Origin of the sequence: Corynebacterium nasorum, assembly GCF_022347325.1 — a bacterium.
In the GTDB taxonomy this organism is placed as follows: Bacteria; Actinomycetota; Actinomycetes; order Mycobacteriales; family Mycobacteriaceae; genus Corynebacterium; species Corynebacterium kefirresidentii.
The window spans coordinates 162,793-177,317 of the sequence record NZ_JAKRDU010000003.1; the positions used below are offsets into that span (position 1 = coordinate 162,793).

General features: G+C 59.8%; 13 protein-coding genes. 3 read left to right on the forward strand and 10 right to left on the reverse strand.

All coding sequences use genetic code 11. The features are described 5' to 3' along the window. Window position 1: 1 nt before the first annotated feature. On the forward strand, window positions 2-544 hold the full coding sequence (gene thpR, locus MHK05_RS04435; protein ID WP_239205062.1) for an RNA 2',3'-cyclic phosphodiesterase: 543 nt from the start codon (window positions 2-4) through the stop codon (window positions 542-544). Here thpR and MHK05_RS04440 read toward each other — a convergent pair. The 6 genes from MHK05_RS04440 to MHK05_RS04465 all read right to left on the reverse strand — a co-directional run bounded on the left by MHK05_RS04440 (window position 541) and on the right by MHK05_RS04465 (window position 7,927). Next, window positions 541-2,232, reverse strand: a complete 1,692-nt coding sequence (locus MHK05_RS04440) for an FUSC family protein (protein ID WP_239205064.1) — start codon at window positions 2,230-2,232, stop codon at window positions 541-543. The two genes, thpR and MHK05_RS04440, sit on opposite strands and share 4 nt — an antisense overlap. A 67-nt stretch (window positions 2,233-2,299) precedes the next feature. Continuing rightward, window positions 2,300-3,754 (reverse strand): ATP-binding cassette domain-containing protein, encoded by a 1,455-nt coding sequence (locus MHK05_RS04445; RefSeq protein ID WP_239205066.1) that lies wholly within the window; start codon window positions 3,752-3,754, stop codon window positions 2,300-2,302. After that, window positions 3,751-4,572, reverse strand: a complete 822-nt coding sequence (locus MHK05_RS04450) for an ABC transporter permease (protein WP_200288760.1) — start codon at window positions 4,570-4,572, stop codon at window positions 3,751-3,753. The genes MHK05_RS04445 and MHK05_RS04450 overlap by 4 nt, the downstream gene beginning before the upstream one ends. Then, a complete protein-coding gene (locus tag MHK05_RS04455) occupies window positions 4,572-5,540 on the reverse strand; it encodes an ABC transporter permease (RefSeq protein WP_239205068.1) in 969 nt (322 codons plus the stop codon). Before MHK05_RS04455 ends, MHK05_RS04450 begins: the two co-directional genes overlap by 1 nt. Further along, window positions 5,537-7,123: an ABC transporter substrate-binding protein gene (locus MHK05_RS04460; RefSeq protein ID WP_239205070.1), complete on the reverse strand. Its 1,587-nt coding sequence runs from the start codon at window positions 7,121-7,123 to the stop codon at window positions 5,537-5,539. Before MHK05_RS04460 ends, MHK05_RS04455 begins: the two co-directional genes overlap by 4 nt. 39 nt (window positions 7,124-7,162) lie before the next feature. Next, window positions 7,163-7,927 carry a GntR family transcriptional regulator gene (locus MHK05_RS04465; RefSeq protein WP_239205072.1) on the reverse strand — a complete coding sequence of 255 codons (765 nt, stop codon included), beginning with the start codon at window positions 7,925-7,927 and terminating at the stop codon, window positions 7,163-7,165. A gap of 198 nt (window positions 7,928-8,125) precedes the next feature. Between MHK05_RS04465 and MHK05_RS04470 the strand changes: the two genes are divergently transcribed. Continuing rightward, on the forward strand, window positions 8,126-8,662 hold the full coding sequence (locus MHK05_RS04470) for a hypothetical protein (RefSeq protein ID WP_239205074.1): 537 nt from the start codon (window positions 8,126-8,128) through the stop codon (window positions 8,660-8,662). Here MHK05_RS04470 and MHK05_RS04475 read toward each other — a convergent pair. The 3 genes from MHK05_RS04475 to MHK05_RS04485 form a co-directional block, all read right to left on the reverse strand. Continuing rightward, on the reverse strand, window positions 8,659-9,678 hold the full coding sequence (locus tag MHK05_RS04475; RefSeq protein ID WP_239205076.1) for an LLM class flavin-dependent oxidoreductase: 1,020 nt from the start codon (window positions 9,676-9,678) through the stop codon (window positions 8,659-8,661). The two genes, MHK05_RS04470 and MHK05_RS04475, sit on opposite strands and share 4 nt — an antisense overlap. A gap of 739 nt (window positions 9,679-10,417) precedes the next feature. Further along, window positions 10,418-11,239: a flagellar basal body-associated FliL family protein gene (locus MHK05_RS04480; protein WP_239205078.1), complete on the reverse strand. Its 822-nt coding sequence runs from the start codon at window positions 11,237-11,239 to the stop codon at window positions 10,418-10,420. Next, window positions 11,239-11,799, reverse strand: a complete 561-nt coding sequence (locus MHK05_RS04485) for a hypothetical protein (RefSeq protein WP_239205080.1) — start codon at window positions 11,797-11,799, stop codon at window positions 11,239-11,241. The genes MHK05_RS04480 and MHK05_RS04485 overlap by 1 nt, the downstream gene beginning before the upstream one ends. Before the next feature lie 133 nt (window positions 11,800-11,932). On the opposite strand from MHK05_RS04485, the gene MHK05_RS04490 reads away from it, so the two are divergent. Then, complete coding sequence (locus tag MHK05_RS04490) at window positions 11,933-12,766, forward strand: DUF1266 domain-containing protein (RefSeq protein WP_239205082.1); 834 nt, start codon at window positions 11,933-11,935, stop codon at window positions 12,764-12,766. Window positions 12,767-13,080: 314 nt separating this feature from the next. On the opposite strand, the gene brnQ is transcribed toward MHK05_RS04490, so the two are convergent. Continuing rightward, window positions 13,081-14,481, reverse strand: coding sequence for a branched-chain amino acid transport system II carrier protein (gene brnQ / locus MHK05_RS04495; protein WP_239205084.1), 1,401 nt, complete (start codon window positions 14,479-14,481; stop codon window positions 13,081-13,083). Between the last annotated feature and the right edge of the window lie 44 nt (window positions 14,482-14,525).

The window sequence follows — 14,525 nt, forward strand, 5'->3', positions numbered from 1 at the left end:
CATGATTCGCGTCTTTTCCGCGCTGCTGCCCTCTGCCGCCGCGCGCGAGCATTTGGTACATACACTTAGGCCCATCCATGCGGCAACCACCAATGAGTTGCGCTGGACGGATCCGGATAATTGGCATGTGACCATGGCCTTTTATGGGGATCAGCCCAATGATGCTGCAGCAGTGCGCGAGCACCTCGCCCACGCGGTGGCTGGGCGCTCGGCGTTGGATGTGCATGTGAGCGGAGCGGGAAGTTTTGAGCAGCGCACCCTGTGGTTAGGCCTCGGTGGTCAGGTGCGCGGCGTGCGAGAGTTGATGGCGGATTGCCAGCTTGCCGACGTCCCCTTTCATCACCACCGTCCCCACCTGACCGTCGCGCGCGCTGGCCGGCGTACCCGTGATCCGTGGGTACTGGGGGATGTCGTGCGCGCGTTGTCGGTGTACCGAGGGCCGGACTTTTGTGCGGACCGGGTATGCCTTTTGCAATCGCACCTAGGCGAGGGCCGCGGTGGCGGGCCGCGCTACGAAGTAATTGAGGAATACCCCCTGGTCTAGGCGGCGCGGGCAGCACGGATTTCTCGTACTAAGGCATCGAGCTCTTCGCGGGTGGCGGTGCGGTCCGGGTGAGTGGTGCAAAAATCCAAAAGGAAGTAGCCGGCGTGCTGCAGCGCGATGTGGCGGGCCCAGAATTGGCGCACGGCTTCTGGGTTATCGGCGGCGAGGGATTGGATGGCGCGGCGCTCGGAAAGCAGCTCGTACTGTAGGTCACGGCGTGCGGACAACACGGAATCCGGGGTATTGACAAAGAGCAGTCCGAGCAGGGTAGCCATGGATTCCATCGCGCGGACCTGCAGGCGAGCCTGATTGCGTACCGGGGCACTGCGCTGCCATAGCCATAGCACCGCGGTGGCGATGAGGATGGACACGAGGATCTCGCCGCAGCGAGCTTGAATGGTGGGCAACAGGGGGCGGGTAGCTGAGTTGCCCATGAGAAGCGCGAGCGGGGTGGAGAAGATAACGCAGATGGCGTAGTTTTTCGCCACGAAGATTTCGGCGCAGAATTGGCAGGCAGCCAGAGCCAGCAGCAGCGTCCAGCCATTAATACCGAAGTAGTGAAGGATGGAAAATAGCAGCACGCCCACTACAGAGCCGAGCATGCGGTGGATGCCGCGGACGGTGCCCGGCACATGGTCGGGTCCCCATTGCAGCATGAGGAAGGCAGAGACCACGCCCCAGTCCGGCCGGTCGAAGCCGAGGCTAAGGCCCACGAGCACGGTAATGATCGCCGAAAGAACCACCTTTTGGGTAGTGACCATGGCATGCGAATCCCGCACCGCGGCGCGGTAAAGCCGGTACCGGCCGGTGGGCCGGGTATGGGGGATAGCGGTGCGATTCGGGTCGACGTCGGTGACATGATCGGTAAGCTGGTCCGAATCGGAGCCGAGGTCAAGGGCGCGGTTATGTGCCACGATGGTGTGCTGGGCAGCAAGGGTGCGCTCTACTAGGTGGGCTCCTTGGGAGTCGATGATGCGGCCACCGCGGATAATGTGGGCGTCGGAAAGCGCCTGCCATGCAGAAAAAAGTGCGGTTTGTGCTTGGTGGTGGCGGGCGAGTGAATCATCCTGTCCGGCCTGGAAGGCAGACGCGGCCTTTTCCAGGCTGGATACGGCGCGGCGCTCAGGGCCGTGCGGGTCAAAAAGGGCCGGGGCCATGCCGAGGATCAAGCTGGCCACCATGCCCGTCAGCGCCCAAAAGAGCAGCTGGCCCACGGTGACATCGGTGCGGGCGAGCATGACCGAGCCGCCGCCGACCATGACGAGGAAGAAGGTGCCCGGTGGCGGCAGGCGCAGCGCATTTTGGGCAAAGCCACAACCGGCGGCCAATGCCGTGGAGTAGAGGCCTGCGAGTAGGAGCCACCAATGGCCGTGGCCGGGCGCAAAGATAAGATGGCCTACCAACACGCCGACGGCGGCGACGGTAATGAGCGCGGTGCCGGCGGTGAGCATGACGCGCGGGCGGGTGCGATAGGGCTGTCCCTCGCCAAAGATGACGGTAAACGCGCCGGTGGAAATGAGCAGGATAGCGTAGTCGTGGCCGGTAAGCAGCGCAATGGCGCCGGGCAGGAGAATCGCCAATCCCGCGCGCAGTGCACCAGGCCAGCGCACCGAGGCGCTATTAAATGCGGTGAGTAGCTGGGTGGTGCTAGGGCGCTGCGGGATGGGATAGTCAAGCTGGGCGGCCACGGAGCAGCAGGATCCTTTCTAAGTGGAGTTATCTGACCCGACTACCTTACGCCCACCAGCACCCGCTTCACATTTCGGCGGCCGCGATAAGCCGACGCGTGTAGTCCGTGCTGGGGGAGGACCATACGGCCTCGGTAGGGCCGTGCTCGATGAGCCGGCCGCGGTCGAGGACGGCGACACTATCGCATAGGTGGCGTACCACCGCAAGGTCGTGGGTGACAAAGAGTAAGGTGAGCTCTCGCTTGTCGATGATCTCTGCCAGTAGCTCCAAAACCTGCGCGCGCACGGACATATCAAGGGCCGAGACTGCTTCATCGGCCAGCAGGATATCTGGCTCGCCGCACAGCGCGCGGGCAATGGAAATGCGCTGGCGCTGGCCACCAGAAAACTCGTGCGGGAAGCGGTCGAGGCTATCGGTCGGAAGCCCGACCTCCTCGAGCGCGGCCGCGGCGCGGGAGCGCTTTTCGGCTTTGTTTGGGTTGCCCGGCATGGCCTCTGCGATGGATTTCCAGATCTTTAGCCGCGGGTTGAGAGAGCCCTGCGGATCTTGGAAGACCATCTGCACCCGGCCACGGACGGTGACCTCGCCGCTTGTGGGCTGGTCGAGTCCGGCAATGAGCTTGAGCAGGCTGGTCTTTCCCGATCCGGAGCCACCCACAATGCCGAGGCGCTCGCCGTGGTGCACGCGCAAGTCGATGCCGTCGAGTGCGGCGTGAGTGCCGTGCACCTTGCTAACCCCTTCGAGCGTGACCAGGGAATCTTCCGCTGCGGCCGGGGCAAGGCTCATCTCTGGTGGCTGTGAGGAGGCGATAAGCTCGCGGGTGTAGGGATGCTCGGGCTGGGCAAGAATCCGCTCGGTAGGGCCAGACTCCACCACTGCGCCGTGGTGCATTACCACAACGCGGGGACACATGCGGCGGATGACTCCCAAGTCATGGGTGATGAAGATCAGCGCGATGCCGCGAGCCTTGGTCACGCGCTCGATGACGCGCAATACGCCATCTTGCGTGGTGGCATCCAGCGCGGTGGTCGGTTCATCGCAGATGAGCAGATCGGGGTGGCCGGCCATGGCCATGGCAATGAGCACGCGCTGGCGCTGGCCTCCGGAGAGCTGGTGTGGGAATCGGGTGGCGATATCGGCGGCCAGGTCCACCTCTTCGAGAGCGGTTGCGGCATCGCGCACCCCGGCGTGGGCCAGCTGTTTGCCCACGCGCATAAGCGGATCCAGCGCGCTCATTGGTTCTTGGAAGACCATGGCCATGGTCTTCCCGCGCAATGGGCGGATACGGGCATCGCGTGCGCCTATCACCTCGTGGCCATCCACGGTGACGGAGCCGCTCGCGCGTACCCCATCGGGCAAAAGCCCCATGATGGACAGCGCAGTGAGCGATTTGCCGGAGCCGGATTCACCAATAATGCCGAGCCTTTCGCCGGCCGCGAGCTCGAAGTTCAAGGGCCCCAAAAGGGCAGTGGTGGACCCAGCAGCGGTGACCGCCAGGTTATCTACTTTGAGCAGGCTCATCGCGCGGATCCTTTCAGGCGGGGATCGAGGAGGTCACGGAGGGCGTCGCCAAGCAGGTTAAAGCCCAGCACTGTTGCCGCAATGGCCAGGCCGGGCCAGAAGGCCTGCAGAGGAGCGGTGCCCAGAAGCGACTGGGAATCTTGCAGCATCCGGCCCCACGAGGCGGCCGGTGGGGCGGTGCCTAAGCCAAGATAGGACAGGCCGGCCTCGGCCAGGATGGCAAGCGCGAAATATACCGAGGCCTGCACGATGAGCAGACCGGCAAGATTGGGCAGAATATGGCGCCACGCTACCTTCCAGCCCGGCACCGCGGAAATGCGCGCGGAGGAAATATAGTCCTGCGTGATGACCTGCAGCGTGCCCGAGCGCGCAACCCTGGCAAAAGAAGGAATGCCGGCGATGCCGATAGCAATCATGGCCGTAAGCGTTGAGGGGCCCCATACCGCGCCAGCAATAATCGCCAAAAGCAGCGCGGGGAAGGCAAGCAACAAATCCGCACTGCGCATCACTAACGCATCGGCCCACGTGCCGCGGCGCATGCCAGCGAGGATGCCGAGCGGCACGCCGACCACGGCGGCGATTCCCACCGCCACTAGGCCGACGAAGACCGTAATCTGGGCCCCCGCCATGAGGCGGGAAGCGGTATCGCGACCGAAGCGGTCCGTACCAAGGAGATGCTCGGCGCTGGGGCCGGCAAGGCTCACATCCGGGTGCGCGAGAGTAGGGTCATACGGCGTCCACACCAGCGAAATCACTGCCACCAGCACCGTGGCGGCGACGAGGATGGCCCCCAGCCAGCCAGAAAAACGCAGCTTCATTATTTATCACCTGCCGTGATGCGCGGATCGATGAATCGGTAGGCCACATCCGTGAGGGCATTGACCACCAAGGCGAAGGCGACGAGGAGCATGACCAAGGTCTGCACCGTGGTCAGATCGCGCACCGCCACCGCATCCAGCAGCATCGAACCTATGCCGGGGATGACAAAGACGGACTCAATTACTACGGCGCCCACGACCATCGTGGTTAGCTGTACGCCGGCCACGGTAAGCACGGGCAGCGCCGCATTGCGCAGGCCGTGGCGCTTCAGCGCCTGCCACGGGGACTGACCCAGCGCACGGGCGGTACGAATATAGTCCTGATGCAGCACATCGAGCACAGCCGAGCGCACATAGCGCGTCAGCATTGCACCTTGCACCACGGCCAGCGCAATGACCGGCAAGATGAGGTGGCGAATAAACTCGCCTGCGCCCTGGTTTGGCGGCACCCAACCATTGGCCGGCAGCCAGCCTAGGTGAACGGCAAAGATGGCCACCAGGATGATGCCGAGAAGGAAGCTGGGCACCGCAATGCCTAGCTGCGTACCGGCAGAAACCACATCCGCGCTGCGGGTACGGTTGCGCAGTGCCAACCACATTCCCACCGGGATGGCCCCGGCCAGTGCGAGCAGCATCGCTAAACCAATCAGGATGAGCGTGACTTGGGCGCGGTCCAGCACCAGCGGCGTAATATCTTGTTGCGAGGACAATGACTGCCCAAAACTGCCGGTAAACAGGCCTTTTATCCACTCCCAATATTGCGTGAGCAGCGGGCGATCCAGGCCCAGCTCAGAGCTGAGCTTGCCGACGGCCTCTTCGGTCGCATTCACTCCCAGCGCCACCCGCGCCGGGTTGCCTGGCACCGCGCGCATGAGCGCGAAGATGATGATGGAGGCGGCAAAGAGCGTTAATGCAAAGCGCAGCAGCGGGCGCATGATGGCGCGCCCAGTAAGGCGAAGGGAAGTCATCGTGCCTCCTTTTCGGCGTCGTCTGCGGCGTTATCCGCAGAAGCCGCGCTAGCAGTAGCGTCTGCGGAGCTGAGATCGCGTAAGATCAGCGCGTCCGTGACCTGATCAGGATGCAGTCCGCGCACGCCTGTGCGGGTGAGCACGATATTGGGCATATTCATCAAAGTCAGCGCGCCGGCATCAGCCATGATCTGGTCCACGGCTTGTGCCATGAGCTTGGGGTAGTCCTGCTCGGGTGCGGAGTCTGCCTGGGCCAAAAGCTCGCGGGTGCGCGGCGAATCGTAGTTGAGGTAGTAGTCCGGATCGCCGAATAGGGTTGGCACATCGCGCGGTTCTACGTGGGAGATGAGCGACATTTGATAGTCTTTGGCACCCATGACCTGGCCCAACCATACGGCTGGGAACTCGGCGGATTCCAGCTTCACCTTAAAACCAACTTCGGTGAGTTGCGAGTACAGCAGCTCGGCGACGGTCTGGGCATAGGGCAGCGTCGGTGTGGTCAGCGTGATTTCGGCCCCTTCTGCGCCGGCCTCTTCGAGTAACTGGCGGGCCTTATCCGGGTTGTAGTCGTAGTAGTGCTTGCCTTGGAACCATGGATCTGTAGGTGGGATTGGTGCACCACCGGTGTCTTTGGCTAAGCCATTCCACAAAATGTCATTGGCCGCCTTGCGGTCGACGGCATAGGCGACTGCCTGGCGCACGCGCGGATCATCAAAGGGAGCCCGGGCATTATTCATGGATAGCAACACCTCACCATTGGTGGTGCCGACCTCGGTAGCGATGCCGTCCTTGACGTCGTCGAGAAGCTCCGGGTTTTGCACACCCCAGACCACGTCCACGCCGCCGGCCTGCAGGGCATTGACCGAGGAGATGGTGTCTGGGAAATAGCGAACGGTGACATCGTGCGCGGCGGGCTTTCCCCAATAATTTTTGCGGACCCTGAGCTCCACAAATTCCGAAGGCGCAAAGCGGGACACCTCAAAGGGCCCGGTACCCACCGGTTGGGCGGCGAGGTTATCCATGCCATTAGGCGTCATCATCGCGCCGGTGGCCGTGCCCATGGACCAGAGCCAGCCATTCGAGGGCTGTTTCAGGCGCACCTTTAGTGTGTGTTCATCGGTGGCCGTGGCCTTTGCTACCGGATCCATGGCGGCAGAGATGCCATTGGTCCATTTCTCGCGAACGTAATTGATGGAAAAGGCCGCGGTCTCGGCGGTAAAAGCATCGCCATTGGAAAAGGTGACGCCTTCACGCAGGTGGAAGGTATAGCTGCGGGCATCGTCGCTGATCTCCCACGAGCTGGCGAGCCCCGGGGTGATAGAACCGTCCTTATCGATGCGCACGAGAGTTTCGTAGACATTGTCCATGAGTACGGCGGGGATGGCGGCACCACCGGTAGTGGTGAAATCTAGGGAGGTGGCTGCCGAGGTGGAGGCTACGGTAAGGGAAGCAGAAGCGGAGTCACTATCTGCTTGGGAGGTATCAACCACCGCGGTATGGCCTGCAGAGCACGCTGATACGGTTCCGACAGCGGCTGCCATGGCGAGGCTACCCAGCGCCCTGCCGGCGCGAAATCTTCTCATAGGAAGCAGGGTAGCCGGTGGGGATAGCTGCCGTGAAACTTATGCAAAATTTCCGGGTGTGGGGATAACTTCTAGGGGTGAAACACCCCCACGTACGTTATTCATAGCCAGCTTCATGCGGTCCGCGCGATAGAGGTATACCGCCAATTCCACCGGTTCGCCGGAGTGGTTGGATATTTCCATCTGGAGCCGCCACAGTGGGGTGCCAGTGGCCACTTCAAGTGCCTCGGCATCCTCGGCCGTGGCTTCTTCCAACGTGAGTTCGCGGCGCACATTATCAAAGTCCACGCCGCATTCGCGCAGGTGCGCATGAATAGAGCCGGCATCCGCGTCGAAATCCAAGATGTGCTTTCCCACCACCATGGGGAAATACATGCGCTCAATGGCAATGGGGTGGTCCTCGGTATAGCGCACGCGGTGGACAAAGACCACATTTTGTTCTGGGTCTACACGCAGAAAACGAGTGATTTCCCGCGGCGCACGGCGGCGAGCCAGCCACAGGGTGTGCTGTTGGGGATCCGCGTCATATTCGCTGAGCCAGCTGGAGATGGAATAGATGGATTCAAAAAGCTCTGCCTGGGTAGAGGCTAAAACGGTGGAGCGTCGCCCGCGGCCGGAGGAAACCAGCCCTTCGGCGCGCAAAGCCGCAACCGCTTGGCGCACGGGTCCGCGGGAAGAAGAAAACTTCTCGCATAAATCTGCTTCACTAGGCAGAAAATCGCCTGGTTGCAGCACGCCAGAGCTGATCTGCTCTCGCAGGTAATCAGCGATCTTTCTATGCTGCTGTTTATCGCGTGGGCTCATTCAACCTTTGTCCTTAGTCTCTCCGGGGCTTTTCGCAGCGGAGCGAAACACAATAATGCTATTCCATTTTTCTAAGGCGCGCTAATGAAGCAGCGCCACTTAGAAACTACGCGCTATTCGGGCGAAAAGGCACTAAATCAAATCACGCGCCGCTCTATCAGCGCTAGGTAGGTGGGAAGCACGCTAGGCTAAGTTTTCGTGGACGAGAGCACCGAAATCATTGAAGTACGCGAAGCCAGCGGTACCGCGCGCCTGGGCAAGGCAGTGACGGTGGCTGTCATTATCGCCGTCGCGCTGCTGCTAATCGGTGGAGTGCTTATTTACTCGGCGCTGCAGGAGCCGGCCGACACACGCTTGCATACCGTTTACCTCATTGCCGCGCTCATGCCCTTAGGAGGGGCGCTGTGCGCGATGCTGGCGGTGGTAGCCTCCGCGCAGCGCCGAGCTCGTGTGCTGCTGCGCATTGGCGAGGATATTTCCTTGCCACTCCAGCGGACTAGGTATCCGGCCGCTGAGCTTGAGCGCATGCAGTTCTATTCGCTCGAGCCGGGCCAAAATTTCCTGGCCCTGATTCCGCGTGGGGTAGGCGTTTCTACCTTGGACGAAGCGCAGCAGTATTCGGTGCGACTGCCGGAACAGGCGAACCTGGGGCCGCGGGAGCTCGAGGGAAAACTCCGGGAACGGTTCCCCGAGGTCCCCATTGACCACCTAGGCCACCTAAGGGCCGAAGGCTAGCTCGGGGTGCCGGCTACGCGTGCCGGATCGAGCTGCCAGCCCTGCGCGAGCAGCTGCATATTCTTGATTACTTCCTCGTGTGAGCTGGACTGCAAGGAAACCATCAGCTCATCGGCCTTAGCGTGCTCTTGGAAGGTCTCGAGGTAGTTTGCCACCTCATCGGCAGTGCCGACGGCGGAATACTTCAGCATGTCTAGGATCTGCTGGCCCTGGTAAGAACCGATAATCTGCTCCACCTGCTCATCGGTGAGGTGCTTGCCGCGGCCGGCGAAGGCCTTGACGCGGTTGAAACACACGCGCTCGTATTCCTCCTGCGCCCGTTGGGTGGTCTCGGCGGCGGTGACGTTGACTCCGGCGATGAGGTAGGGCTTGCTGAAGCGCTCGGAAGGCTGGAAGTTCTCGCGGTAGTAGGTGGTAGCCTGCTCGAGGTGCTGCGGGGCAAAGTGAGAAGCAAAGGCATAAGGCAGGCCGAGCTTGGCGGCTAGCGAAGCGCCAAACATGGACGAGCCCAAAATATAGATCGGCACGTTGGTATTAGCACCTGGAACAGCGCTGACCCCCGGGATATAAGACTTGCCCTCGAGATAGGAGTTGAGCTCTTTGACGTCTTCGGGGAAGCGTTCGGCAGAGTGGGCGTCGCGGCGCAGGGCGCGGCCCAGGGTATTCATATCCGTGCCGGGTGCGCGGCCTACGCCTAAGTCGATGCGCTTGGGATACATCTCCTCCAAAGTGCCGAATTGCTCGGCGATGACATAAGGGGAGTGGTTAGGCAGCATCACTCCGCCGGAGCCCAAGCGAATGCGCTCAGTCTTTGCGCCGATATGGGCGATGAGCACGGCCGGGGAAGAAGACATGATGGACTTCATATTGTGGTGCTCGGTGTACCACATGCGAGAATAGCCCAGCTTTTCTGCTTCCTGTGCCAATTGCACGGAGCGGGCGATGGATTGTGCTGGGGTCTCGCCCTCATAAATGGTGCAGAAGTCCAAGACGGAAAGATGCGCGCGTTCGGTCACGGGGAGAGCCTTCCTTTTGCTTTCGGTAAATCCTGTCTAAGTTCTCTTCTTCCAACGGTACGCGCCACAGGACTATTCCGGGCGGGGCTATACCGCATCGCCGCCGGGACCTGTTGGCATAAAAATCCCTTGCGCCTCGGCACCGTGGTGAGGTGCGGAGTGTGTGTTCCTATATAGGTTGTCGACTCCGTGGGTGAGGGCGTGAAGGGTTACTGCTTTGCCTTGTGGATGTTCTTTTCGGGCACCTTGAAGAGCTGATTGGGTTTGCTGCACAATCGGCTTGAGGTGAGGTTCTGTTTGTTCTACGCTGCTGCGGCTTCCTGGATTATGGAGAAGACGTGGTAGGGCTCGCCGTTTCGCAGCATGGTGAAAAATTTTAGGCGTCGGCGTGCGAGTGCGATGACTGCAGCGTTGTGTCTTTTGTCTTCTTTGTCTTCATCGCTGGGGTTGGCTAGACAAGCTTGGTACTGGCATCCAGATGGACTGTGAGACCTTTTGCCGCCTAGGCTGGGTCAGGTTCCTATTAGCAGTTTGATTATGTCGCCCCGGAGCATTTTCAAACGGGGATAGCATTAAGCCATACCGAAGCCAGTGACTAGTTCCACTGTCCTTTTCGGACGGGGGAACGGAAAAACATAGCCTGCCCAATCGGGTGGACAGGCTATGAATCTTCGGTGCCCCAAGGGGGAACTGCTAACAACGTAATGGGCTGTTCCTACGAGCGTGGGTAAGCATATTTCTACTTGGCCACGCCGAGGTTAACTAGCACTTTCTTTGCCACCTCAGGGTCGTTGCTTTGGATCGTGTACTCAACAATTCCCTGATTATCTGGGAGGATTTCCGCGACGGTCGTGAAAGACTCTAATTTTTGGGCCTTGAACGTTGATCCGCGCGTTGATTCTGCCGGAATCTCAACGGTATCGAGGATAGGCTTGCCGTCACGAACGGCGTCGGTGGCGGAAGGATCATCGGTAAAGAGTACGAAGCCGACCTCAGGTGCCTTCGCAGTATCCACGCCACAGTTAAAACCCTTCGCCATTGGAGCAGGTGAACCGTCCGCACCGTAGTAGTTAAATTGCACGTCATAGTCCGTGCAGTACTTCGCGAAGTCAGCAATCGGTTCGGGAACTTGGTCAGCAGGAGTAAGGTCGCTCAGCGTGTCGCCCGTGGTATTTTCTCCGGTCTCGTTATTAGCGCTATCGTTGGCGAAACCGGAATCAGCGGGTGCGTCAGCAGCGGGCTGTTCCGGAGGAGCGGACTCCTCGGATTTGGAACCAGAGAGCGCGTCTTTGGCTGCAAAATAGGCAATCGCTAACATCACGATGACGGCTATCACTACCGGAAGAAGCAATAGCTGCTTCTTGGTGCTGAGACCTGACGACCCGCCATTGCCGCGAGCGCCTGTCGCAGTCGCTGGAGACGCACCTTTACTTGGCAACGACCCGTGCTCGATGTATAAGCGATAGGTATTCTCCGCTTTCGATGAGGAGCGCTTGATGTGTGACGTATCTTCTGCCCCATTAAGCCGGTCGGGCGAACCGGGGTATGCAAGTCGGTTCATTATTCAGTCCACCACCGTGAATCAATGTCGGAATATAGGGAACGCATCGACTCAACATGCTCTTCTAAGCTATTGCGATTGAGTCGATTCTTGTTTTCCTTCCATCGTTTGAAGAGGTCCGTGGAAGACACCGAGCGCGAGGCTTCCGTCCGTGCTTCCCTGCCTGCTGTCAGGGCCCACTGGGCAGCAAACTGCATACGCTCTGCCGCTTTTTCAGTGAAACCACTCCACACTTTGTACGTGGCGTAGAGCTGTGCCACGACGGCCCAACCGCCTTCGTAAGGCAGGGCAATGACGTTTCCGAGGTTGTCAAGCTCAAGAAATTCAAAATGAGATGGGTCTTTTTTGTTGCTGGATACTAGAATCCTTCGGTTGGTGACAAAAGCGGCACCGTCCACCCCACTGGCTTTCGTAGTGGCGGCTTCCAGCACGATCTCGTCGACACCAAGGCCTTCCACAACGGCCACGGCGGCAGCGCGCAAGATCTCGGAATCGCCGGCACGTTCAAGTGCAGCACCGAGGTCTGGTCGGTCGGTCAATGCGGTTTGGGGGTCTGTCATGCAATCGAGGTTAACAATCCAACTAAATTTGTGACTTGGGACTGTCAAATTAGCACATAAAATAACCCAAATATGGGGGTACTCTCGGAGGATCCACTGACTCTAGGTTAAATTCTCGGTACTTTGTTGGGTTATGAGCCCAACGTTCACGTCAGCAAAGTTTGATGATTCTACGCACTACATGCTTGCCAAATTCCCATGGCCGGAACCGGAGCCGAGTGCAGATGAGGTGCGCCGTCACTCGTGGGGGATGGTGTATAAGGAAAATAAATCGTTTGCGACTCCGTTAGGGGGTAAGGAGATCGGCAAGGTGACGGCTGAGCAGTACAAAGAATTCCTTGAGCAAAGCTATGGGGTAACCGGTGTGCAGGAGGCTCATCAGGCTACTGATCATTTCCTCGCGGGTGGCCAGCATGTGGAAAATGATTTTCTATTACCGCTTGCTTACGCCGTGAAGGATGTTCCAGAACGCGAACTTGCGGCGGAAATCGAGGAAAAGGTCGAGTTTCTCAAAGATTTCTTCGCTGGAACGGGTGTAGATACGCGCGGCGCAGAACATAAGTTCCGTCATCTCGTTCGGTTATTGCGTTCGGAAAGCTTTGTCTCGGCAACAGCTCCGGCACTCCCCACGACTACTCGTGCATGGGACATTATCCGAGTTCACAACGTCGGTGGACCAGCAACGGAGTTGGGATGGATCTCGCCAGAAGAGTTTCTGCAGATTTCAGATAGGGCCGTGGCGGCGCTACAGCACCACTTCGTCTCGTGGGCCGACGTCGCCGCGAGCTTCTGGTGGGGAAGAATGATCTGGGCATGTGATGGCGAGCTCGACGTCGCCGCGGCGATGAAGAAACAAACAGAACGTTTCACCGAGCTACTCGCCAAAAGCAAATCGCCTTGGGTACGCGTGCCCTTGCATGGCAGCTCGACCGAGGAGCCATTTTCATCCTTAGACGAACTGCGCTAGCTTGTTGCCACTGTCTTGGGTGGCGGTAGCAGCCACCGGTGGCACGAGTTTGGCCCCGAGCTCAGAGGCGGTCAGCGCCTTGACAAGCGCCTCGACATCGGTGTCGAACGCGCGATGTAGTCGGCAACTACCAAGCGGACGCCGTGATTGTTAAACCTACTGTGGACGGGGCGCTCATAATCCAAACCCACTGAGGACATCAGCGGCGCACACTGTCCCTACACCCCGAGGCCGCGCGAAGCCGCCTTGGAATCTCCTCGACCGCGGGGCCTGGGTGCATACGCCACAGTGGGGGGTAGGGCAGGAATAAAAGACTAAGCCTCAGCGAGGGCGTCGGCCTCCGCCGGCTCTGTTGCCGGTGGGTTGGCGGCCTCGTGCTTCTCGCCTGCCTTGGTGGCGATATCGGCAACGAGGCCGATGACTGCCGCGATGGCGGTAGGGACGATCCAGCCGAGGTCTACGGACTGGCCAGGAGCCAAGCTCAAGAGGGGATCGAGCGCGTCGGTTCCCCAGCCCTGAGCTGCGATAACGGACAAGGCCGACCACAGCACCGATACCCACAGTGCCAAACGGTAGGTCCAATAAAAGACCACGGACTTTTTCACCACTGGCTGGATCAGGGTGAGGAAGATAAGGGAAATAGCTGGTGGATACAGGAAAGTAATGAAGGGCACTGCAATGGACAGCACCGTCTCCAGCCCCTGGAAGGCAAAGAGAATGGACAGTGCGGTAAAGAGGCAGGCCCAGACGTGGTACTTGACCTTGGGCAGCAGCATTTCGAAGAAGGCAGAGGTGGAGGTGATAAGGCCCACCGCGGTGGTCATGCAGGCCAGGATGACGATGGCGGAGAAGACGACCTGGCCGATGGTGCCCATGGTGAGATTTGCGGCGTCGGCAAGCAGGGGCGCTCCAGACTCATAGGACTGGCCATTGGGAATGGTTTGGCCTACCCACGCCAAGCCCAGATAGATAGCGGCCAGCAAAGCGCCAGCAACCAGAGCGGCGGTGATGGTGCCATTGATCAAGGACTTCTTGGTCTTAAAGCCCTTGGAACGTAAAGCACCGACAATGACGATGGAAAAGGCCAGACCCGCAATGGCATCCATGGTGTTATAGCCCTCAAAAAGGCCGGTGACCATGGGGGAAGAAGTATAGTCCGCAGTAGGGGTCTGGGGATCGCGGGGATTGTTGAAAGCTGCCAAGGCGATGAGGATAACCAACAACGCCACCAAAGCCGGGGTGAGGAACTTACCCAAGGTATCGATAATGGAGTTCGGCTTCCAGGACAGTGCTAGGGCGATGAGGAAAAAGACCGCATTGAAGATGCCATTGGCCATGGTTCCCTCCCAGCCCAGCAGTGGGGTGATGGCGGTTTCCATGGAAACGGCGCCGGTGCGCGGCAGGGCGTAGAACGCGCCGATGGCAAGGTAGGCCATTACAGAAAAGACGAGGCCGAAAAGCGCGCCGCCGTTGGAGCTCAGGTCGCGCACGGAGCGGCCCGAAATGGAGACGGCGACAATGGCTAGGACCGGAAGGAGCACGCCGGCGGCGAGGAAGCCGAGGACGGCAGGCCAAAAATTGGTGCCGGCCGAAACTCCCACCATGGGTGGGAAGATGAGGTTGCCGGCGCCGAAGAACATCGAAAACAGCATTAGCGACGCAATTACGATGGTGGCGACGGGCTTTGCAGTGCTTGACGCGACTGGGGTAGCCATGGTGGCTCCTTAATTTTCCATGTACAGCTAGAATGCGAGGAAGC